Source organism: Bacillus cereus group sp. RP32 (assembly GCF_040459735.1).
GTDB lineage: Bacteria > Bacillota > Bacilli > Bacillales > Bacillaceae_G > Bacillus_A > Bacillus_A wiedmannii.
On the sequence record NZ_JARVHO010000001.1, the window covers coordinates 3,241,726 to 3,262,110 of the forward strand.

Below are 20,385 nucleotides of genomic sequence, written 5' to 3' on the forward strand. Positions count from 1 at the left end.
TTATTCATCAGCTTTTTATATTTATATAAAATAAGGATATTAGGAGGCGATTTACGATATGAAAAAGATTTTATTATTATTAGCTGACGGATTTGAAGCAGTAGAAGCTAGTGTATTTACAGACGTACTAGGTTGGAATAAGTGGGAGGGTGATGGATCGACCGAGGTCATAACAGCTGGTCTTCGGGATAAATTAACCTGTACTTGGAATTTTACTGTCATACCCGAAAAAACGGTTGATAATATTCAATTGGATGAGTTTGATGCACTAGCTATTCCAGGAGGGTTTGAAGAAGCTGGTTTTTATCGGGATGCATTCAGTAAAGAATTCTTACATGTTATTCAACATTTCCATGTCAAACAGAAGCCTATTGCAAGTATTTGTGTTGCATCATTAGCGCTTGGTAAAAGTGGAATTCTTATAGATAAAAAAGCTACCACATACAGTCATCCAACGAGTAAACGAAAAGAGCAGTTAAAGAATTTCGGTGCAAAAGTACAAAATGATTTAATTGTTCAAGATGGAAATATTATTACATCTTCAAATCCAGGTACAGCTTTTGATGTTGCATTTTTATTACTTGAAAAATTAACATCTAAACAGAACGTTAAACATGTAAAGAATCTTATGGGGTTTTAAACATTAAACTTCAACAAAGAGATAATTCTAGAGCTTGTTAGAATTATCTCTTTGTTGAACCACAGGTGCCCTCCTAGGAATTCATTGACCCCTAGGAGTTTTTTAAATTTCCTACACGTAGCCTAAAAGAAGAAACCATCTCGTCTAAAATTAACTTTGCATAAGCTTAGCTTTATCGCGATGAAGTCGCGTAACATAGCCGCTACCTCTCCAAATAAGAATTCTGTACATTTTGCTCTATTAATTGTTTTTGGTTCAATCATCCTATTACCTTAATAAACTTAGAGCGCGAATCCTACTATCACTTTATTAACTTGTAAATATATGTTCCATACTATAAAATCTAATAGTATTTTTATTTTTCAGAAAAATAAAACAATATTTTAGACTTTATTGTATAATGTTGTAAAAAGATGTCGGAGGGATTTAATGTTACATAAAATATCTCAATTCACAATTAAGCTTTCATCAATTCTTTTATCACTGTTACTATTATTAAATTTACCTTATTTATTTATCACTCAACAAGGATTCACCTTTCAACCAATTTATTTTTTTAACCAGATCGTTACTATGTTAAAACAGGTTTTCTCACCTGAATCATTGTTGGTTATAGGATCAGACCCAAAGTTTGGTCATTTAAAAACAACACCATTATTTCCAACTGTTTTAGAACCTTACCTATATTCGTTTATTGTATTATTTGTGGCCTTTTTGCTTGCGCTCTTTATCTCATCTAGCATGGCATTTTTTTATTTTTTAGCAAAAGATTATATAAAAAAATGGATAAACCGAATTGTATTCATATTAGAAGCTGTCCCTGATATGATGATGATGATTTGTTTGCAAATCTTTTTCATTTGGGTACTTAAGAAATTTGGGGAAGCTCCTTTCACCATTATTTCTTTTAATGAAAATCGCGCTTATTTACTCCCTATTTTATCTTTAGCGGTCTTACCTACATTACAAATGTTTCGGATGATGGTGTTATACATACAAGAAGAACATGGAAAACATTACGTAGAGGTTGCATATGGAAAAGGTCTTTCATCAAGTTATATACTACGCATTCATTTATTCAAAAATATATCTATCCACTTCTTCTACCATTTAAAAACGATTTTTGTTTTCTTACTTTCTAACTTATTCATTTTAGAATTTGTTTTTAATATGCAAGGTATTATTCAATTTTTATTTAAGAAGGCGTTTATTTCACCTCCCGCTGCATTTATTATACTTGTCATGATTATTTTACCGTTTTATACCATTTTTCAGATAATCTCTCTCATGATGAATAGATCGCAAAAACAATTGAAAGGAGTAGCTTTATGAAATCTATTTGGAAATCAAAACGCTTTTTAATCGGCTTTACTTATTTATTCATACTTGTTTCAGCTAGTTTTATTTATAGTTGGTTCTTTAAAGATAACATCCCAAAACCTCCTCAGTTGCTTTACAATGACAATAACGAATTGCTTGGAAAGGCTCCCTTTCCACCATCGTTAATACCACCTTTTGGATCTGATCGTTTTGGAGAGTCTGTTTTCTTACAAATTATAGAAGGAGCAAAATTCACCATTTTATTAGCCGTGGCAATTAGCTTCTTTCGAATTTTATTCGGAACATGTATAGGAATCCTCTTAAGTTTATATGCTCCAAAATTCAAGAGATTTTTCCAGTCATGCTCAGAAGTTTTTTATTACATTCCTACTTTATTTATCGCATTTATACTCATTACGCCCGTTAATATTGTAATCGTATCAAATGCTGATAGATTAGATCCAAATATTTCATTTGCTTTTTATCAAGTACTCGTACTTATTTTCGTCGCTCTGCCTACACTTTCTTTATATATATCCTCAGAGGTTGAGGAATTTATGAAACAAGATTACATTTTAAGTTCCCAATTGCTAGGGGCTAGCCGTTTTCATATTATCAAAAAACACTTACGAGTCTTATTACTTGATCGCTTATTTGTGTTATTCATGGAACATATCGTCCAAGCACTCATACTCGTTATCCATTTAGCGTTGCTTGATATTGTAATTGGCGGGATTCAAATGCGGGAACTTTATGACGGAGTGCTTAAACCTGTTTCGCTATCTAATGATTGGGCTGGCCTTATTGGATTAAATCGTTATGAAATGAATATTTCATGGTGGATTATTTTGTATACTCTCGTTTCATTCTTTATTACGATTCTATTTATTAAGCTTATGACAATCGGGATTCAAGACGCACTGAAAGCAAGAGATTCGCAAGCAGTAGCAATTCAAACCGTTCCAGATCATAAAAAATTTGTTAAAAGTAAAGATTCTTTTTCGTTTGTAAATAAAGTGAACCTTTAATCCTTTCTCGTTAGTCGACATTGATAGTAGTGGAATGCAAAGAAGATGATTCCTGTTGAATGCAGGGATCATCTTCTTTCTGCCGTCTAACTTTTTTACATGTCTTTAACTAGACTCATGCTTTTTATATTTAAAATGAATTATTTGCAATCACAATTATGCTGTTTAAAATCGATTACCATACGTCCTTGAATTCTACCTTGTTCCATTTCTTCGAATACATTTTTTACTTTATCTAGAGAACAAGTTTGAACAACCGGCACTACTTTTCCTTCTGCACCGAACATGAATGCCTCTTCTAAGTCTTTACGAGTACCGACTAGAGAACCAACTACTTCAATTCCATCTAGTACAAGTCGCGGAATGTTTAAATCCATAGTTTCTACTGGTAAACCTACTGCAACGACTTTACCACAAGCACGTACTGCATCAACTGCTGAATTGAACGCTACTTTAGAAACGGCTGTTACTACAGCAGCATAAGCACCACCAAACTCATCTTGAACAATCTTATCAGCAGGACCTTGAGAAATTGGATTGATAGTCATATCCGCACCAACCTCTTTTGCTAATGCTAATTTATCGTCATTAATATCTACTGCAATTACCTTTGCACCAAATACGTTTTTAGCATATTGGATAGCTAGGTTACCTAATCCACCACACCCATAGATGACGATAGGTTGACCAGGTTTAATGTCTGATACTTTTATTGCTTTATATGTAGTTACGCCCGCACATGTGATTGATGATGCTTGAGCAGGATCTAATCCTTCTGGTACTTTCACAGCATAATCAGCTGTAACAATACATTGTTCTGCCATACCACCATCTACTGAATAACCAGCATTCTTAACTTCACGGCAAAATGTTTCTCTACCAGTTATGCAATATTCACAACGTCCACAAGATTGGAACATCCATGCAATACTTACACGGTCACCTACCTTTAGTGAAGTTACATCATCAGCAATTTTCGTAACAATACCTACACCCTCATGACCAAGAATACGGCCATCTGTATTTCCAAAATCATGATTTGCAACGTGTAAATCAGTATGACAAACTCCACAATACTCTACATCCACTAGCGCTTCACCTGAGTGTAACGGACGCAATTCCTTTTCAATAACTTCAATGTTTGCTTTACTATTTTTATTTACTACTACCGCTTTCATATGTGATCTCCCCTTTAGTGTTTTAGAATTTTAATGAGTTCATCTCACAACTTCTACCTGCACTGTTTCGACCAATTATTGCACCAAATTTAAATGTTCAATCATCATTACACGTTCATCATAACATGTAATTTTAAAAGCTTATTGTTAAATATTGAACAATATTTGAATTATTAACCAAATGTTTTCTTACTATATTTGAAGGGAAAACTGAGATTTCATCTATGTATCGTTTATTAGAATTCAAGATGCGGAGTAATAAATAAAGATTTTTTAATATAGGAAATTATTATCATCATATTTTCAAAAAAGATTATAACGAGTAAACCTAGATTATATATCATCAAACTATTGACCAATATAAAAAGCCCTTCAACTGAAGGACTTTTTATATTCGTTTCATCGAAATTGTTTCACGTATACTTTGTAAATTTTGCAATGTCTCTTCTTGGCGTTGTAACGATAACCCAACGTATAAAGTATCTAACAAACTTAACTGTGCTAATCTTGATGAACTTGCTTCTGTACGGAATTCCGTCTCACGTGTTGAAGTATATAATGTAATATTAGCAAGTTGACTTAATGCTGATTTCTGATAGCTCGTAATTGCAATAATGCGAGCTCCCCTTGCTTTTGCTACTTCTAACGCTTCCAGTAACCCTTTATTGCTACCAGAATGAGAAATTGCAATGACCACAGCTTCTTTCGTAAGTAAACCCGCACCCATAATTTGAAAATGTGAATCTGTATGAGCAATACACGAAATACCTGTTCTCATAAATTTATGATATGCATCCATCGCAATAATACCAGAACCACCATTTCCATAAAACTCAATACGGCTTGTATCTTGCAATACTTTTACAGCTTTCTCTAGCGCTGTATCATTTAGCAAATGTAATGTATCTTGCAGTCCTGTAATATGCGAATGGAAAACTTTTTTAGCAACAGTTACCATACTATCTTCTGCCGATACTTCTTCATGAATATTTTGCATAGGAGTATGTACAATTTCACGAGCTAATGTAATCTTTAAATCTTGAAACCCTTGAAAACCAAGGTGCTTACATAAGCGGAATATCGTAGCTTCTGAACTATTCGTAACCTCAGCTAATTCTGTAATAGATTTATGTACAACATCTTGTGGATGTTTCAATATATGTTCGGCAATACTTCGCAATTTTGGTGATAAACCGTTTAACGAAGCTTGAATCTTTCCAATCCCACTTCTTGTACCTGGCATAGTATTTCTTCCCCTTCCATCGTAGCTTAATCCAGTAAAATCCAATTGGTACAGGCTAATAATCAGTTGGGATGACCCCACTGATTCAAGTTTCACTTTATTGTACCTAATTATTGAAAGAAGAAAAACCTTTATTTGGCATCACTATGGTTTGTAATGTAAATCAACGCAAGTTTTGTACAGCTCTCACTGATTGTTAGCTCACAAATAGCGGGCCAACTATATATATTCTGCCATAACATGGTACACCATTATTCATACTTACTATTCCCCTCATGTTTCACCGCATATAATGCAGCTTGCGTACGATCATCCACTTCCAATTTAGCTAAAACATTTGAAACATGTGTTTTCACAGTCTGTTCTGTAATATGAAGCTCTGCTGCAATTTCTTTATTACTTCGCCCTTTCGCAATTTCACGAAGTACTTCTTGCTCTCTTTTTGTTAACATGGAAAAAGGGTTTTCTTTTTCTTTCTTAACTGCTGATCGTCCTAATAGTGCCGGTGTTACTTTCGGATGAAAATTCGCATTCCCTTCATGTACTGCGATAATTGAAGCTACAAGTTGCTCAGGTTGTACTTCTTTTAATTGATAACCATCTGCTCCAGCTTCCAGTGCTGGTAAAACATAATCTTGCTCCGAAAAACTGCTTAATATAAGTATCTTTATCGTTTCATCATATTGTTTTATTCGTTTTGTTGCCTCAATTCCATCCATCTTTGGCATTGATAAATCCATTAATACTACATCTGGTCTTTCCGTTCGGACAAATGTTAATGCCTCTTCCCCATTTTCTGCTTCCCCAACTATTTCAAATTCTTCTCTCGTTTTCAAAAAGAAGACAAGTCCTCTTCGGACAATATGATGATCCTCAACTAGTAGTAATTTAATCGTCAACCTTCTTCTCCCCTTCAAACTGGTAATTGAATTTCAATTTTTGTACCCTTTTTCAGCTCAGTTTTTATTTGAAATGATCCCCTCATTAACTGAATACGTTCCTTCATACTTTTTAAACCGAGCGCTGATTCTCTTACGTGATCTTGTATAAATCCGATTCCGTTATCCTCTATGTAAAAATACAACTGGTTATTTTCTATTTTCAAAAGAACATTTACTTTTTCACATGAAGCGTGTTTTTTACAATTATGTATTGCTTCTTGACTAATACGCCATAAAACTTCTTCAATTTCATCTCCAATTGAAACCATTCCATCAATTCGAACTTCCACGTGAATCCCTAACAACTTCCCGTAATTTTTAATTGCCTCTGCTAAACCTTTCTCTAATCCTTCCGGTCTTAATTGCCAGATTAAAAGTGTCATTTCTTGTAATGCTTCCTGTGATAATTCTCCAATATAACTCAACATCTCTTGCAAGTCGCTATCTTGCGTCATATTTAGAGTACCTTTTGCTGTTAGCATAATAGAAAATAACAATTGTTTTACTGAATCATGTAAATCACGGGCTAATCGATTTCTTTCAGCTACCACTACATATTTACGTTCTTTCTCTACTAACTGAATACGTTGTATTGTCGTTCCTATTTGAAATGCAATCGATTCTAATAATGCCAATTCTTCCTCTGAAAAATGTGTTTTTTGAGGTGAGGCTACATTTAATAGACCAAACTTCTCCGATCCTGACCTAAGCGGAATCGTCGCATGATGCGTAACATCTTCTGTCTCTCCCCAATTACACTCAATCGCATCCTCTATTCGCTTACATTCAATAATATTTGTCGCTTTTTCCAATCTGCCATTCACAAAACGCTCTACACACCAGCAGTCTCCTTCACACATTGGTTTCTTCTCTTGCCACGTAAGAGCTGGTGGTAAGTTTTCATCTACAAGCATTCGGTGCTTTCCACTTTCATCAATAAAAAAGATCCACCCTGTTTGCAAATTCATAACTTGTAACAATGTATGTAACACTTTTTCCAACATGTCTTGTAAGTCTGTTGCTTCATTTAATAATTCTGCAATTGCTTTTAATGCTTCTAAACGATGCATCTCTTTTTCTTCAAAGTTCATTTTCATCACCATCTACCATTATAACATTAAGAAATTTCTAAATTCTACAAATAAAAAAGAACTGAATTCCTTCAGTTCTTTCTTTATATTGATCATTTTATTATTGTTTTTCTATCCAATTATTCTACTTTAGCTGTCCGATACAGATTGTCCACCATGGTTATGCTGTAAACTCTCAGTAGTAACGAACATATTTGTTGCTGGCATTTGCACTTGATTCTTATGGAACATAGACATTAATTCAAACCTTACTTGTCTAGAAGTTTCAAAATAATCTTCTGGCTTTATTAAGCCTGTAATACAAAATTCATATCCAACGTATTTAAGATTTGGATTTAAATCTGTAACACCAACGTATTTAAACGGTTCCACAGCTTCATCTTCTACTTTATAAAGATTTGAAGCGAATTTTTCATTGCAATTCACACAAACTTCTTCTAACAATTCTTTAACTCTTGTAGGATCTTCCTGATAACTTACCGTAATTCGTTCAATTACGCGCATCCATCCTTTATTAAAATTTTGTATCGTTCTTATCTCTCCATGTGGTATCGTAAGAAGCTTTCCTGACCATTCACGAATTTGCATGAAACGAATACTTATTTCCTCAATCGTTCCTGAGTTTGTTCCGTTAAAAGTAACAAAGTCGCCAACACGAAACTCTTTGTCCGCTAATCTCGCAAAGCCTAATATAACATCTTTTAACATCTGTTGTGCAGCAAAACCAATAACAACCCCCGCTATCCCGGCACCTGCAATGATACTTTTTATATCTACAAATTGGCTAATTAAATAAATGATTAAACTGATGATAATGATATATCTAAAAATAGATCGAATTACACTTTGAATCGTTTGCTCTACCTCTTCATCAAAAAAGCTTGATTTCCTAAAAAACCAATCAATAATGCGGTTGATTACAAAAGAGATAATGATTAAAACGAAAGCAAATAGTAAAAATCTTAAAAGTAAAAACTCCCGTACATAATTAAAAAATTCTTCAGTATACGTTAATAAACTCATCCATCCACTTCCTTAACTAATAAAAATTTCATACAAAACTGATTTATTGTAATACTTTTTGATTTCCTTAAGACTTGTTACACATCCTCCTATAAATATACCCTTTTTCATAATCTAAAGGGAGATTGCAATAGAATTTTTTATAAACGACTTTATTTTATGACCGCAATACTTCCATCAACAAAAAAGGAAATAATAATATCGCGCCGAATAGTTCATTTGAAAATATTTTGATTCGCGGAGGTTACTAACAATGGGCTATATCGAAGAACTAAGAGAAGTTATTGGATCAAGACCACTCAATCTAGCAGGAGTTGCTGTAGCTGTTTTCAATGAACAAGGACAAATATTACTTCAACAAAGACGAAATGGAATTTGGGGTGTCCCTGGTGGATTCGTTGAACTAGGTGAATCAACAGAGGAAGCAGGAAGACGAGAAGTGCTCGAAGAAACTGGGATTGAAATAGGCTCTTTACAGTTAATAAGCGTATTTTCTGGAAAAAAATTTTTTGTGAAATTACCGAACGGAGATGAATTTTATCCTATAACAATTGCATATCTTTGCAAAGACCTTACAGGCGGTACGTTAAAAGCTGATGGAATTGAATCATTACATGTACAATTTTTTGATATAAATGCGTTACCAGAAAAAATAAGTCCGTTCCTAAAAAAACTAATCGAGCAAAATGTCGTTTCTATTTAAAAGTAAAAAAGAGCCCTTTTTTAACGGCCTCTTTTTTCACTTCACTTCTGCGTTTAAACAAGATTTAAAATGCCCAAGTGCATATTCATGACCTTGGGCATTAAAAGATGCAACTGCCTTTTCAAAAACAACAATTTTAAATCCTTTATTATAAGCGTCTACTGCTGTGTGAAGAACACAAATATCAGTACATACCCCTACAAGATGAACCTCTTCAATTCCTCTTTCTCTTAACTTCATCTCTAAGTCTGTCCCTGCAAATGCGCTATATCGTGTTTTATCCATATAATATACATTCTCAGCATTTTTATATGTTTCGTATACATCTTGTAATTCACCAAACAACTCTCTTCCATTTGTGCCAGCTATATTATGAGGCGGGAATAATTTTGATTCTGGATGATATACATCATTTTCTTCATGTTTATCAATCGCAAAGACAACGTAATCTCCATTTTCAATATATTGCTTCGTTATTTGTACAATTTCTTTCTCAACTTCTTGGCCCGGCTTACCGCAAGTTAGAGCACCTTTTTCAGCTACAAAATCATATGTATAATCAATATTTATAAGAGCTCGCTTCATTACTATCTCTCCTTCTCCTGTTTCACAGTAAACAATAGAAAATTTGTTATTACGACATCGTAAGTACTATTCGACATTTCAAATGAAATACCTACATTTTCTTCTGAAAATTACCTTAGTCCGAGTTTATCATATAATAGATAAACAATGGTAAAACAAAGAGCTCCTATTAATAAGTCATGAATTTGATAATTGAGCGTAACTTGAATCACCTCTTGTATCGTAAACCAAAATACTGCCATCATCATACTAATCAAGACGATACGAATACACCGATTCACATCTTCAACCCCTTCCTCTGTCATAGAAGTAATAAGTGATTTCTTCTTATTTAATCGTATTTGAAAACGAAACAAGTTATTCACTATTGCACACTCTAATCCAAACAAAAAAGCACACTACTGTTTGGAGTAATGTACTTTTTACACTTATTAAGACGCAGGCTTTGTCTCAAATGTTGCTTGATTAAAACTAATAACCTTTCCTTTCGGGTCATTGTTTTCATACTGAACTGCAGTAATTGTATGACTACCTGTTTCAAGCGTCTTTTCTTTTAATTGTACTGTTGTCTGTGTTGTACTAGTTACTTGATGTTTATCTGCAAATACTTGATCTACAAATACGAATGTTTCTTTATCATTTTGAAAATTAGAAAGCTCTAATTCAACGTGTTGAATTAAAGTATCCTTTTTAATGAATACGGTTGGTATATTGCCATTTTCAGAAGTGCCATCTGGAGTAATAACTTTCACTTTCCCTTCTCCAATTGGCATTGCTCCTTCAGGAAATACAACTATATTCTCATTACTTGCGTTTACAACTTGTTCTTCTGGCTTTGATTGTGTACCGTCTTTTTCCTTTGGAGCACCGCAACCAACTAATAACAATACAGACAATCCAGTGATTATGAATTTTTTCAAAATTCATCCCCCCTGTCATTTCATTATAATTTATTATACAAAAATAACTTTTAGATTTTAAGACTACTTTCAACACTTTCATGAACAAATAGAATCTTGCTCACGATTAATGTATCATACTTTCCTTAATAGAACATTAATTTTTTTTATGAAATAAATAGTAATTCCCTCTTATCTATCATTTTAGCCCAACAAATTAATTACATACCTGTCCAAAATAAAAAGACATTGTTCATTCAATGTCTTTTTATTTTAAGCTTTAAAAAACAAATGTTGTAATCTCATCTACTTCTTTTCTTGGAAGTTTCTTCGGCTTATCTTTCGGAAAACCGAGTGAAATAACCATATTTATTTGTTTTTCAGGCTCAATTTGTAAATATTGTCGTAGTTCATCTTGAGCTAACAATACAGGTCCTGTCATTGGGCAAGTACCAAGCCCCTTCGCATGTGCAGCCAACATTAAGTTTTGTGCCGCTAAACAGCTACTCTTAATTCCTTCTTCTTCCCAAACTGAATCTGGAACAAAAGCAATTGGATCAAATATTTTTTCACGAAACTTTGATTCATATGGCGTTGCCAAACATACGATTAATACTGGTGCCTCCGAGAAAGCTGTTGCATATGGTCCGAAAGAACGTGTAAGTAATTTCCCTGCTTTCTCTTCTCCGTTTTCTGCCGCTTTTGCCGCAAGTTTATGTAATGCATCCCATGTCATTTGTTCAATTTCTTTAATTTTTTCTCGGTTCATAATGACCAAGAATTCCCAAGTTTGTGAGTTCGTATCACTCGGTGCATAACGAGCACAATCAATAATTTCTTTTATATCACTAGTGGATACTTCTTGTTCTGTGAACTTTCTAACACTTCGTCTACCGTGAATTACTTCTTTAAAATCTTCATAATTCATACATTAAATCCCCTTTTTACAGCGTTTTCAAATCTTGTCCTATGCTTGAATTATATCATGAAAAAAAGCTGGAGGAATACCAGCTTTTTTCTTCAATATTAGTTCATAACTTTAAACAATCTAATACTTTCTTCATATGCCACTTGGAGTTTCTTTGTAATCGGTCCTCTTTCGCCGTTTCCAAACTGCTCGTCACCAATTTGAACGACTGGGAATATTTCAAGTGGTGTCGCTGTAAAGAAGCACTCATCAGCCTCATATACTTCTTGTAGTGAAAATTCTCGTTCTTCTACATCAATATGTAACTCATTCGCTAATGTAATAACGTAGTGACGTGTAATGCCGTGTAGAATGAAATTGTCAGCTGGGTGTGTAATCAATTTATTATTTTTCACAATAAAGAAATTCGAATGACACCCTTCAGTAACAATGCCATCTCGTACTAATATCGCTTCTTGATAGCCTTGTTCATTTATTTTATTTTTAATCATGATATTAGGAAGAAGATTTAATGATTTTATATGGCAAAACTTCCATCTTATATCTTCTTCTACTGTTACCTTGATTCCCACTTCCATTGAAGCAATTGGTCTTGGAAACGAAACAATATTTGCAAAATATGTTGGTTGCATATTGGAATCATATACATGATTCCGCGCTTGAGCACCTCTTGATATTTGCAAATATACATTCCCATCCTCTTGAAATTGATTTTTTTCAATCATTTCATGTAACTCTTCTACTAACTCCTCCTTAGTAAACGGTGGAATTAGTTTAATTTCTTCCATAGAATTAAAGAATCATTCTAAATGTAAATCTAACAAATGTGGCTTCCCATCATATAATCTAAATACCTCGTATATACCATCACCAAATTGAAAGCCTCTCTCCTCTAATGGAATCATCGGCTGTTCTTCCTTCGTATTTACAATTCTTCCGTTAAACAAAATCCAATCTTTATGAGTAGCTTTCATTCATTCCCACTCCTTTATTCCATAATTGGTTTAATTGTACAACTTATCCACACTCAAAAGAAGGAATTTTCTGTATTTTTACAAATAAAAAAGTACATCACCCATTTAAGGTGATGTACTCAACCATTCATTTACTTTAAAAAATATTTTTCAATATCATCTAACATAAGGTTTGCAGCTACAATACCACCTGCTGTATTCCAAATCACTTCATCTACTTCGAATACTTTATTATCTTTAGAAGCCTGTAACTGCTTAAAGAGCGGATCTTCTGTCCATTCTTTCGCTAACGTGTTTCCTTCATTATTCTTATCCGCATCTTTATCAGATGTGAAATAGAATAAGTAGTCCCCGTCCATATTTGGAATTTGTTCTTTTGTAATTCCTTTTATCGCAAATTCATCTTTATCTTGTAGTGGTGGTCGTTTAAATCCAATATCATTTAATACAACGCCTGAGAATGAATTTTTTTGATAAATACGAACATCACCTGGGACGAAGCGAATAATTGAAACTTTAGAGTTAATTTTATCACCTAATTGTTCTTTTATTCCTGCAATACGCTTTTTATAATCATTAAGAGCATTTTGCCCTTCTTTTTCTTTATTTACAGCTTTTGTATAAAGCGTAAAGTTTTCTTTCCAATCACCGCGCAATGTTTCAGCATATACTGTTGGCGCGATTTCTTTTAACTGCTCGTATATTTTTTCGTGACGCATTTTATTTCCAATAATTAAATCCGGCTGAAGCTTCATTACTGCCTCTAAATTAATGTCACGCTCAGTTCCTACTACTTTCGTATCTTTTAACTCATTCGCTAAATGAGGATACCATTCATCCCCAGCTCGTGGTTTTGTCGTTCCAACTGGCGTTACTCCAACAGTTAAAAGTGCCTCAGCACCCTCATTCGTTAAAACAACAACTCTTTTTGGTGTACCATTTACTGTCGTTTCGCCCATTGCATGCTTTATACTATATGAATCTTTTGCCTTTACTGATGTATCTTTATCTTTCTTCTCTTCTTCTTTACCGCAACCTGCAATTATGACCATTAATAACATAATGCAAAGTATAAGAATATTTTTAGTGCGTGTCATAAATCCTCCTAGTTGAAAATGATTTTCATTAACATTTAAAGATTAATGTATATCTCATACATTGTCAATAGATATATCAGAAAACTTTTTCAATATATCTAATTTCGACCTCATTTTTATTCAAAATATTTTTGTACTTATTTGCTATTCACTTTTTAACCGTAACATGTGAAACATAAACGGACATAAGAAAGTAATTGTAATTCCAGTCAATGCATAACGTACATAATACATATCAGGTATTACTTTTTTTAGTATGAGCTGTATCATTAACATGAAACTAAGGCCTAAAACTGTTTTTACTACTTGTATTTTTAAATTATTATTTTCATTCATTTTAATAAAATGATTCTCTAACATGATACCAATCGTAGAACCTGTCAAAACTCCAAGTAATTTTAAATTATCTATTTGGTCAGTCATAAAATACATAATAAGTGAAACTGCCAATACAATTCGTTGTAACAATATAAATTTCCTATCACTTAATTCCCCTGTTACTTTCGTATATAAATAAACAACTATGACACTAATTAAAATTGCACCTATTATATCACTGAGCCAATGTACACGTAAATATAGACAAGAAGTAGCAACCAATATTATAAAAATAATTCCAATGGTCCAAATGATTCTCTTTTTACATAACATCATAAAAGAGCCCCAAAATGTTGTCGCTAACTGGACGTGTGTACTTGGAAAAGAATAACCTGCAGCTGATTTTTCATATAAAGCCTGAATTCCTTCGTATGTATACGGTCGCGGGATTTTCATGAATTCTTTTACCACTATCCCTATATACCCAGAGAAACAAAGCATAACAATCATATGAAATGCTTTTCTTTTAGAAACGCACCAATATAAAATCGAAATAATGACTAAATACAACGTTTCATTTGCAATACTAGATATAAGTTTAAAAAGTATTGTAAGCACACTTCCCTCCACACTGGTCATCCATTCAAGAAATAAAATATCCAAATTAAACATAAAAAAACGAAACCTCCCCAAAATTTAATCCTGCTATTTGTCAGCACTTAAGATAAACTAGTTGATTAACATTTCAAATTTATACACCTACTTACGTTACAGATTAAGAATATATAGTACCACATACTAATAATAGATAATATGTTAAATCATCTAATTATTTTTATAAATTTTAATGAAATTTTGAGCTTTATATACAAAAACATCTGTATCTTGTTATCCACTTATTTATATTCCATGTCAAATTGCACCTCGTTGTTTTTTGATATATGGAACTACTATTAAATAAATCAGCATACATATAACTTTCAAAACCATTACAATTACAAATAAAAAAACCGCCTTATGTAAGGCGGTTTCTATCATTGTGCTTTAACCAATTTAAAATAAATATATACGATTGATAGTGAATATAACGTATGCAAAATAAAAGAAATAAAAGGGCTATTCCAGTGCTACTATACAGCAAACCGAACTTTAAAAAAATATTTAAAAGCGGTGGAAAGTTCGTTATGTTTTGTAATGTAATAAGCATACAAAATAAAAGGAAAAACACAGGGGCATATTGTAATTCATACGGCTTTCTTTTCTTATTCATTCTTTTTCGAATGAACATATGGATTAGCTCTGCTACTATAAAACACCCTCCAATTAATACAAGACCAGAAGTCATCGTCATATATCCACCTGCCTTATATTTATCTCGCACAACTACTCATCGTTATATTTTCTTCACATATATTCCATCTTCTTCATTAAAACCAAAGCTCTCTATGAAAGTTTTTGCTTGTTCTGTTAATTCCGTTTGTAATACCTTTATCTCTTTCACGTTTCTTTCTTTCATCATCGTTTCAAATGTAAAATACGTATTTGTCCCATAACCGTAACTTTGATAATCAAAGTGAATAATTAACTGCGATAAAATTGTACTCTCCTCTTGTACACTATAGTCTATTACACCAATATATGTATCATCAACTTTCACACAATACTGTACTTGATTCTCAGTTAAACTATGTGAGCGAAACATTTCTTTAACAACGCTTTCATTATCTACAGTTACTTTTTCAAACATAATCATATGTTGTCCATCCTTTTACTATTATTGTATCAATAATACGTCCTATTTATGAAAAAAACCTTAAGACCATATGCGATCTTAAGGTTTTTCTAATTAAACTAAGCTATACGCACGTTTCGTTTCTTCGTGGAACTTATTCGTATCGTATTTATGCTCAACATAAATTTGATGCCATACCATAAACGCAAGTACAGTCCAAATTTTACGGCTATAATCGCCTTTATCTGCACAATGTGCTTCCAGTAAGTTTAATACATACTGTTTGTCGATTAAATGCTCTGTTTTACTCTCGTTTATAATATTGATAGCCCAATCATGCATTTCGTCTTTTAACCAGTGACGAATTGGTACTGGGAATCCAAGTTTTTTACGATCTAATACGTGATCTGGAACGATTCCGCGTGCCGCTTCACGTAAAATAGCTTTCGTAGTTCCGTTAGCAATCTTAAATTCAGTTGGAATTTTAGATGCAACATCAAATACTTCTTTATCTAAGAACGGTACACGAAGTTCTAATGAGTTTGCCATTGTCATTTTATCAGCTTTTAATAAAATGTCACCGCGTAACCATGTGAACATGTCAATGTACTGCATTTTGCTTACATCATCATAATCTTTAATCTCGTTATACAATGGTTTCGTGATATCCATATAGTTAACACTTTCATTGTAATACTTCATTAATTCAACTTTCTCTTCTTCACGGAAGATTTTCGCGTTTCCATAGTAACGCTGTTCAATTGGCGTACATCCACGCTCTAGGAAGCTCTTTCCTTTAAATCCTTCTTTAAGAGCACCACTTAATGCTTTTAGAACGCTCTTACCTGGGCTAGGAATGTAAGAGAACATTTTTAGTGAGTTTGGCTCACGATAAATGTTATAACCACCAAATAGCTCGTCTGCACCTTCACCTGAAAGAACAACTGTTACATGCTTACGTGCTTCTTTTGCAACGAAGTACAATGGTACAGCTGCTGGATCTGCTAAAGGATCATCCATATGCCAAATGATTTTTGGGAACTCATCCATAAACTCTTTCGCTGAAATGAATACGTTATGGTTTTTAACGCCTAATTTCTCAGCAGTTTCTTTTGCAACATCAACTTCACTGAAACCACGTTGTTCAAAACCAATTGAGAATGTTAAAAGATTTGGATTCATTTCTCTTGCGATAGAAGCGATAATAGATGAATCGATACCACCAGATAAGAATGAACCTACTGGTACATCACTGCGCATATGCACTTTTACTGAATCATACAACACATCACGAATTGCTTGAATATGCTCCTCTTTCGTTGCGCTTGAAGCATTGAAATAAGGTTTCCAGTAGCGATGGATTTCCATCTCTTTACCGATTTCTTTTACGAAATAATGACCAGGCTCGATTTTATTAACATCAATTGTTAATGTTTCTGGCTCTGGACCATATTGGTACGTAAAGTAATGTTGTAGTGACGTTGGATTAACGCCTTTATCTTCCATCACATGCATAATACTTTTCTTCTCAGATGCGAAGAATGTAGTATCACCTTGTTGTGCGACGTATAAAGGTTTAATACCGAAGTGGTCACGTGCACCGAAAAGTTTCTTCTCTTCACGATCCCAAATCATAAATGCAAACATACCACGAAGATAATCTACACATTTTTCTTTCATATGTGCATACAATGCAATGATAACTTCTGTATCAGATTGTGTTGCAAACGTTGCACCTTTTTCAAGTAACATTTCACGTAATTCTACATAGTTGTAAATTTCACCATTAAAAATAATTACATATCGATCATTTTCATAAGTTAGCGGCTGATGTCCTGCCTCTAAGTCAATGATGCTTAAACGGCGGAAGCCAAATTGTACATGTTCATCACGAAAATATCCTTCGTCATCTGGACCGCGGTGGAAAATCATCGTGTTCATATTTTCAAATTGATGTTTTTCTGTTTCTGAAAACTCTCTAGGGTTTTCACATAAACATCCTACAAAACCACACATACTTCTTACCCTCTTTCAGTTTTCATTCTGTCTATATACTACTATATCAACCCTATTTATACTAGCATAATCAATTGAATATGGCGACCAAAAACTATAAAAAAATCACTCCATTTCACATTTTTAACAATTTTTTATGAAAACATGAAAACTAGGCAATCACCTTTCTCCGCTTTTGTCATATGATATTGCAAATTGATTTCTAGGAGGGAATACCATGAGTGAAGAAAAAAAAGACTCTTCTCGCCCACCGGTTCGCAATTATTTAAAGCAAATTGATGATTTCTTCGAGCAAACACCACTTCGCAATGTAATCGCTGATTTAAATCATTTTTTCCAAAAAGGAAATCGTTTATTAACATTCCCCGTAGATTTATATGAAGTTGGTGAAGAACTCGTTGTTACAGCTGAACTACCAGGTATACAAAAAGAACAAATTCAAATTGAAATACAAAGTGAATACTTAAAAGTTTCTGTAAAAGAAGAGATACTTGAAGAGGTCGAGGAAGAAACATCTCATAACTATTATCGCCGAGAACGTTCCATTTCAGAAGCATCAAGATTGATTAAATTACCGTACTCAATTAATAAAAAAGCAGCGAAAGCTTCGTATCAAAACGGCGTGTTAGAAATTCGGGCACCAAAACTTCCACAACAACATGACATTTTATCCATAGACTAATGTAAAAAAAGAAGGGTGCTGTGCACCCTTCTTTTTAATCCACTAATCTCTTCATATCACGTATAATGTCTTCGTACGGCGTATTACTAATACCACTATACTTTTTCATTACTTTTCCGTTTTGATCAATTAAATAAAATGATGTACCATGTATAACTTGACCATCCTCAGGTTTATCTACAAGTGATTGGAAATTATCTTTTGAAAACTTTGTAATATCTTCTAATGAATAACCCGTTAATAAATCCCAGTTACTAGTATCCTCTGTAAACTTTTGAATGAAAGCCTTCAAATTCTCCGGCTTATCAAGGTCTGGATCTACACTAAACGAAACAAACTGAACGTCTAATTTCTCTTCTTTGGCCATCTTTTGCAGTTTTGCCATATTGGCAGTCATTGGCGGACAAACTGTTTGGCAATTTGTGAACATAAAATCAGCAACCCAAACTTTCCCTTTTAAATCTTTTGTACCAAATGACTTTCCATCTTGATTTGTAAATTGGAAAGTTTCTAAATCCCAATTCAATGGTTTACGAAGCTTTGAACCCGATCCACTACATCCAGCAAGTACAAAGAGACAAAATACAACCATAAGACCAATTATTTTTTGATAACGCTTCATTTATAAACCTCTTTTCTCTATCCTAAATTTAAATAGGTTATGTTTATCATAACAAAAGTTAACACTACGAGAAAATTGTTTACTACATTTGTTCACGAAATCGTACGAATTTACGTATGTTACTTCTTTATTTCAAGCCAATTACTAGACAAAATTTATTTTTTTACTATTATTTCTCTAAATAGAAGTTGCAAAACTAATTTTATTGTTACTTTTGTAAACGCATCCCCCTATTTTTTAACAATTCCTTAAACATTCATCCATGTTATACACTGTATTCCTTAACAACATTTCGGTACAATACAATTACAACGATTTTAAATGAGGTGATGTTCATGACAAAACGTTATGAAAACATGGATAATGTGAGTACAAAAAAATCAATTCGTTCCTTTATACGTTGGCGAAAAGAACGAAAACAAAATAAAAAGGATTTTTCTTTTTTAGTAGAACAATCACCTGTTAAGCAAAGTAAATTCCTACAAAACAACTTTGAAAAGACGTCTGTAACTTGGATTGGTCATTCCACATTCCTTATCCAAACGAATGGGCTGAATATATTAACAGATCCAGTATGGGCTACTAAATTAAAATTAGTTCCAAGACTTACTGAACCTGGTCTTTCTATACAAGAACTACCTAAAATTGATATTGTCCTCATTTCACACGGTCATTATGACCATTTAGATTTTCCAACGCTTCGCCAGCTAAATGATGATGTTTTATACCTTGTACCTATTGGACTGAAAAAACTATTTACTCGCAAAAAATTTACTCGTGTAGAAGAGTATAATTGGTGGGAAAATACGATCATTAATGATGTTTCCTTTCACTTCGTACCGGCCCAGCACTGGACGAGAAGATCCTTATTTGATATGAATACATCTCACTGGGGGGGATGGATTATTAATAATGAACCAACGAAAGAAACCGTTTATTTTTGTGGTGACAGTGGCTATTTCCAAGGTTTCAAAGAAATTGGCAGACGCTTTTCAATTGATATTGCCCTTATGCCAATTGGCGCTTATGAACCAGAGTGGTTTATGAAAGTATCTCATGTTTCACCTGAAGAGGCAGTGCAAGCTTATTTAGATTTAAACGCTACACACTTTATACCGATGCATTACGGAGCTTTTGCCCTTGCCGATGAAACACCTCGCGAGGCAGTAACAAGGCTCCGAAATAATTGGAATTTACGTATGTTACCGTGGGAACAACTGCATGTACTCTTTTTAGGCCAAACTTTTACTTATAATAGCGCAACAAACGATAAGCAAGTAAATGAAAAAATTGAAACATTACACGTATAACGTAACTACTTATTTTCTATATCCAACATATACTAGAGAAAATCATAAAGTAAAA

Annotated in this window: 21 protein-coding genes and 1 pseudogene; 6 read left to right on the forward strand and 16 right to left on the reverse strand. The window is 33.4% G+C overall.

Annotated elements, in window-relative coordinates; translation table 11 throughout:
- The first annotated feature begins 58 nt into the window (after positions 1-58).
- The 3 genes from QCI46_RS16700 to QCI46_RS16710 all read left to right on the forward strand — a co-directional run bounded on the left by QCI46_RS16700 (position 59) and on the right by QCI46_RS16710 (position 2,988).
- A complete protein-coding gene (locus tag QCI46_RS16700) occupies positions 59-640 on the forward strand; it encodes a DJ-1/PfpI family protein (protein ID WP_353840922.1) in 582 nt (193 codons plus the stop codon).
- A 429-nt stretch (positions 641-1,069) separates the two neighbouring features.
- A complete protein-coding gene (locus QCI46_RS16705) occupies positions 1,070-1,972 on the forward strand; it encodes an ABC transporter permease subunit (RefSeq protein WP_353840923.1) in 903 nt (300 codons plus the stop codon).
- Positions 1,969-2,988: an ABC transporter permease gene (locus QCI46_RS16710; protein WP_353840924.1), complete on the forward strand. Its 1,020-nt coding sequence runs from the start codon at positions 1,969-1,971 to the stop codon at positions 2,986-2,988. Before QCI46_RS16705 ends, QCI46_RS16710 begins: the two co-directional genes overlap by 4 nt.
- A 140-nt stretch (positions 2,989-3,128) precedes the next feature.
- Here QCI46_RS16710 and adhP read toward each other — a convergent pair whose 3' ends face one another.
- The 5 genes from adhP to QCI46_RS16735 form a co-directional block, all read right to left on the reverse strand.
- Positions 3,129-4,166 carry an alcohol dehydrogenase AdhP gene (gene adhP, locus QCI46_RS16715; RefSeq protein ID WP_353840925.1) on the reverse strand — a complete coding sequence of 346 codons (1,038 nt, stop codon included), beginning with the start codon at positions 4,164-4,166 and terminating at the stop codon, positions 3,129-3,131.
- 388 nt (positions 4,167-4,554) lie between these two features.
- Complete coding sequence (locus QCI46_RS16720; RefSeq protein WP_353840926.1) at positions 4,555-5,409, reverse strand: MurR/RpiR family transcriptional regulator; 855 nt, start codon at positions 5,407-5,409, stop codon at positions 4,555-4,557.
- Between the two features lie 251 nt (positions 5,410-5,660).
- On the reverse strand, positions 5,661-6,308 hold the full coding sequence (locus QCI46_RS16725; protein ID WP_353840927.1) for a response regulator: 648 nt from the start codon (positions 6,306-6,308) through the stop codon (positions 5,661-5,663).
- A gap of 14 nt (positions 6,309-6,322) precedes the next feature.
- Positions 6,323-7,441: a GAF domain-containing sensor histidine kinase gene (locus QCI46_RS16730; RefSeq protein ID WP_483299019.1), complete on the reverse strand. Its 1,119-nt coding sequence runs from the start codon at positions 7,439-7,441 to the stop codon at positions 6,323-6,325.
- A gap of 129 nt (positions 7,442-7,570) precedes the next feature.
- Positions 7,571-8,464: a mechanosensitive ion channel family protein gene (locus QCI46_RS16735; RefSeq protein ID WP_342719275.1), complete on the reverse strand. Its 894-nt coding sequence runs from the start codon at positions 8,462-8,464 to the stop codon at positions 7,571-7,573.
- Between the two features lie 253 nt (positions 8,465-8,717).
- On the opposite strand from QCI46_RS16735, the gene QCI46_RS16740 reads away from it, so the two are divergent.
- Positions 8,718-9,167, forward strand: a complete 450-nt coding sequence (locus tag QCI46_RS16740) for an NUDIX hydrolase (RefSeq protein ID WP_353840928.1) — start codon at positions 8,718-8,720, stop codon at positions 9,165-9,167.
- Positions 9,168-9,203: 36 nt separating this feature from the next.
- Here QCI46_RS16740 and QCI46_RS16745 read toward each other — a convergent pair whose 3' ends face one another.
- From QCI46_RS16745 to asnB, 10 genes and pseudogenes are all read right to left on the reverse strand, one after another.
- Positions 9,204-9,752 carry a cysteine hydrolase family protein gene (locus QCI46_RS16745; RefSeq protein ID WP_353840929.1) on the reverse strand — a complete coding sequence of 183 codons (549 nt, stop codon included), beginning with the start codon at positions 9,750-9,752 and terminating at the stop codon, positions 9,204-9,206.
- Positions 9,753-9,862: 110 nt separating this feature from the next.
- Positions 9,863-10,117 (reverse strand): hypothetical protein, encoded by a 255-nt coding sequence (locus QCI46_RS16750; protein ID WP_353840930.1) that lies wholly within the window; start codon positions 10,115-10,117, stop codon positions 9,863-9,865.
- A 66-nt stretch (positions 10,118-10,183) separates the two neighbouring features.
- Complete coding sequence (locus tag QCI46_RS16755) at positions 10,184-10,672, reverse strand: putative periplasmic lipoprotein (RefSeq protein ID WP_353840931.1); 489 nt, start codon at positions 10,670-10,672, stop codon at positions 10,184-10,186.
- Positions 10,673-10,931: 259 nt separating this feature from the next.
- Positions 10,932-11,579, reverse strand: a complete 648-nt coding sequence (locus tag QCI46_RS16760) for a nitroreductase family protein (RefSeq protein WP_001105300.1) — start codon at positions 11,577-11,579, stop codon at positions 10,932-10,934.
- 98 nt (positions 11,580-11,677) lie between these two features.
- Positions 11,678-12,553: pseudogene (dat, locus tag QCI46_RS16765) on the reverse strand (D-amino-acid transaminase).
- Positions 12,554-12,684: 131 nt separating this feature from the next.
- Positions 12,685-13,650, reverse strand: a complete 966-nt coding sequence (locus QCI46_RS16770) for an ABC transporter substrate-binding protein (protein ID WP_088122016.1) — start codon at positions 13,648-13,650, stop codon at positions 12,685-12,687.
- A 144-nt stretch (positions 13,651-13,794) separates the two neighbouring features.
- The gene (locus QCI46_RS16775; RefSeq protein ID WP_353840932.1) at positions 13,795-14,640 is read right to left on the reverse strand and encodes a phosphatase PAP2 family protein; all 846 of its coding nucleotides are present in this window, start codon (positions 14,638-14,640) and stop codon (positions 13,795-13,797) included.
- Positions 14,641-14,983: 343 nt separating this feature from the next.
- Positions 14,984-15,313: a hypothetical protein gene (locus QCI46_RS16780; RefSeq protein WP_046955685.1), complete on the reverse strand. Its 330-nt coding sequence runs from the start codon at positions 15,311-15,313 to the stop codon at positions 14,984-14,986.
- Between the two features lie 48 nt (positions 15,314-15,361).
- Entirely contained in the window at positions 15,362-15,721 is a 360-nt protein-coding gene (locus QCI46_RS16785) for a GNAT family N-acetyltransferase (protein ID WP_353840933.1), read from the reverse strand.
- A 93-nt stretch (positions 15,722-15,814) separates the two neighbouring features.
- On the reverse strand, positions 15,815-17,716 hold the full coding sequence (gene asnB / locus QCI46_RS16790; protein ID WP_353840934.1) for an asparagine synthase (glutamine-hydrolyzing): 1,902 nt from the start codon (positions 17,714-17,716) through the stop codon (positions 15,815-15,817).
- A 217-nt stretch (positions 17,717-17,933) separates the two neighbouring features.
- Here asnB and QCI46_RS16795 point away from each other — a divergent pair, with 217 nt between their 5' ends.
- Positions 17,934-18,398 (forward strand): Hsp20/alpha crystallin family protein, encoded by a 465-nt coding sequence (locus QCI46_RS16795; protein WP_001288088.1) that lies wholly within the window; start codon positions 17,934-17,936, stop codon positions 18,396-18,398.
- Between the two features lie 34 nt (positions 18,399-18,432).
- On the opposite strand, the gene QCI46_RS16800 is transcribed toward QCI46_RS16795, so the two are convergent.
- Positions 18,433-19,020: an SCO family protein gene (locus QCI46_RS16800; RefSeq protein WP_353840935.1), complete on the reverse strand. Its 588-nt coding sequence runs from the start codon at positions 19,018-19,020 to the stop codon at positions 18,433-18,435.
- Positions 19,021-19,355: 335 nt separating this feature from the next.
- Between QCI46_RS16800 and QCI46_RS16805 the strand changes: the two genes are divergently transcribed.
- The gene (locus QCI46_RS16805) at positions 19,356-20,330 is read left to right on the forward strand and encodes an MBL fold metallo-hydrolase (RefSeq protein ID WP_353840936.1); all 975 of its coding nucleotides are present in this window, start codon (positions 19,356-19,358) and stop codon (positions 20,328-20,330) included.
- Positions 20,331-20,385: the final 55 nt, after the last annotated feature.

Bases quoted from the DNA above. Each gene is read 5' to 3' on its own strand.
- QCI46_RS16780 (WP_046955685.1), bottom strand. From the start codon at position 15,313: ATGACTTCTGGTCTTGTATTAATTGGAGGGTGTTTTATAGTAGCAGAG.
- QCI46_RS16720 (WP_353840926.1), bottom strand. From the start codon at position 5,409: ATGCCAGGTACAAGAAGTGGGATTGGAAAGATTCAAGCTTCGTTAAAC.
- QCI46_RS16740 (WP_353840928.1), top strand. From the start codon at position 8,718: ATGGGCTATATCGAAGAACTAAGAGAAGTTATTGGATCAAGACCACTC.
- adhP (WP_353840925.1), bottom strand. From the start codon at position 4,166: ATGAAAGCGGTAGTAGTAAATAAAAATAGTAAAGCAAACATTGAAGTT.
- QCI46_RS16735 (WP_342719275.1), bottom strand. From the start codon at position 8,464: ATGAGTTTATTAACGTATACTGAAGAATTTTTTAATTATGTACGGGAG.
- asnB (WP_353840934.1), bottom strand. From the start codon at position 17,716: ATGTGTGGTTTTGTAGGATGTTTATGTGAAAACCCTAGAGAGTTTTCA.
- QCI46_RS16775 (WP_353840932.1), bottom strand. From the start codon at position 14,640: ATGTTTAATTTGGATATTTTATTTCTTGAATGGATGACCAGTGTGGAG.
- QCI46_RS16785 (WP_353840933.1), bottom strand. From the start codon at position 15,721: ATGATTATGTTTGAAAAAGTAACTGTAGATAATGAAAGCGTTGTTAAA.
- QCI46_RS16760 (WP_001105300.1), bottom strand. From the start codon at position 11,579: ATGAATTATGAAGATTTTAAAGAAGTAATTCACGGTAGACGAAGTGTT.
- QCI46_RS16795 (WP_001288088.1), top strand. From the start codon at position 17,934: ATGAGTGAAGAAAAAAAAGACTCTTCTCGCCCACCGGTTCGCAATTAT.
- QCI46_RS16805 (WP_353840936.1), top strand. From the start codon at position 19,356: ATGACAAAACGTTATGAAAACATGGATAATGTGAGTACAAAAAAATCA.
- QCI46_RS16705 (WP_353840923.1), top strand. From the start codon at position 1,070: ATGTTACATAAAATATCTCAATTCACAATTAAGCTTTCATCAATTCTT.
- QCI46_RS16700 (WP_353840922.1), top strand. From the start codon at position 59: ATGAAAAAGATTTTATTATTATTAGCTGACGGATTTGAAGCAGTAGAA.
- QCI46_RS16730 (WP_483299019.1), bottom strand. From the start codon at position 7,441: ATGAACTTTGAAGAAAAAGAGATGCATCGTTTAGAAGCATTAAAAGCA.
- QCI46_RS16745 (WP_353840929.1), bottom strand. From the start codon at position 9,752: ATGAAGCGAGCTCTTATAAATATTGATTATACATATGATTTTGTAGCT.
- QCI46_RS16800 (WP_353840935.1), bottom strand. From the start codon at position 19,020: ATGAAGCGTTATCAAAAAATAATTGGTCTTATGGTTGTATTTTGTCTC.
- QCI46_RS16710 (WP_353840924.1), top strand. From the start codon at position 1,969: ATGAAATCTATTTGGAAATCAAAACGCTTTTTAATCGGCTTTACTTAT.
- QCI46_RS16770 (WP_088122016.1), bottom strand. From the start codon at position 13,650: ATGACACGCACTAAAAATATTCTTATACTTTGCATTATGTTATTAATG.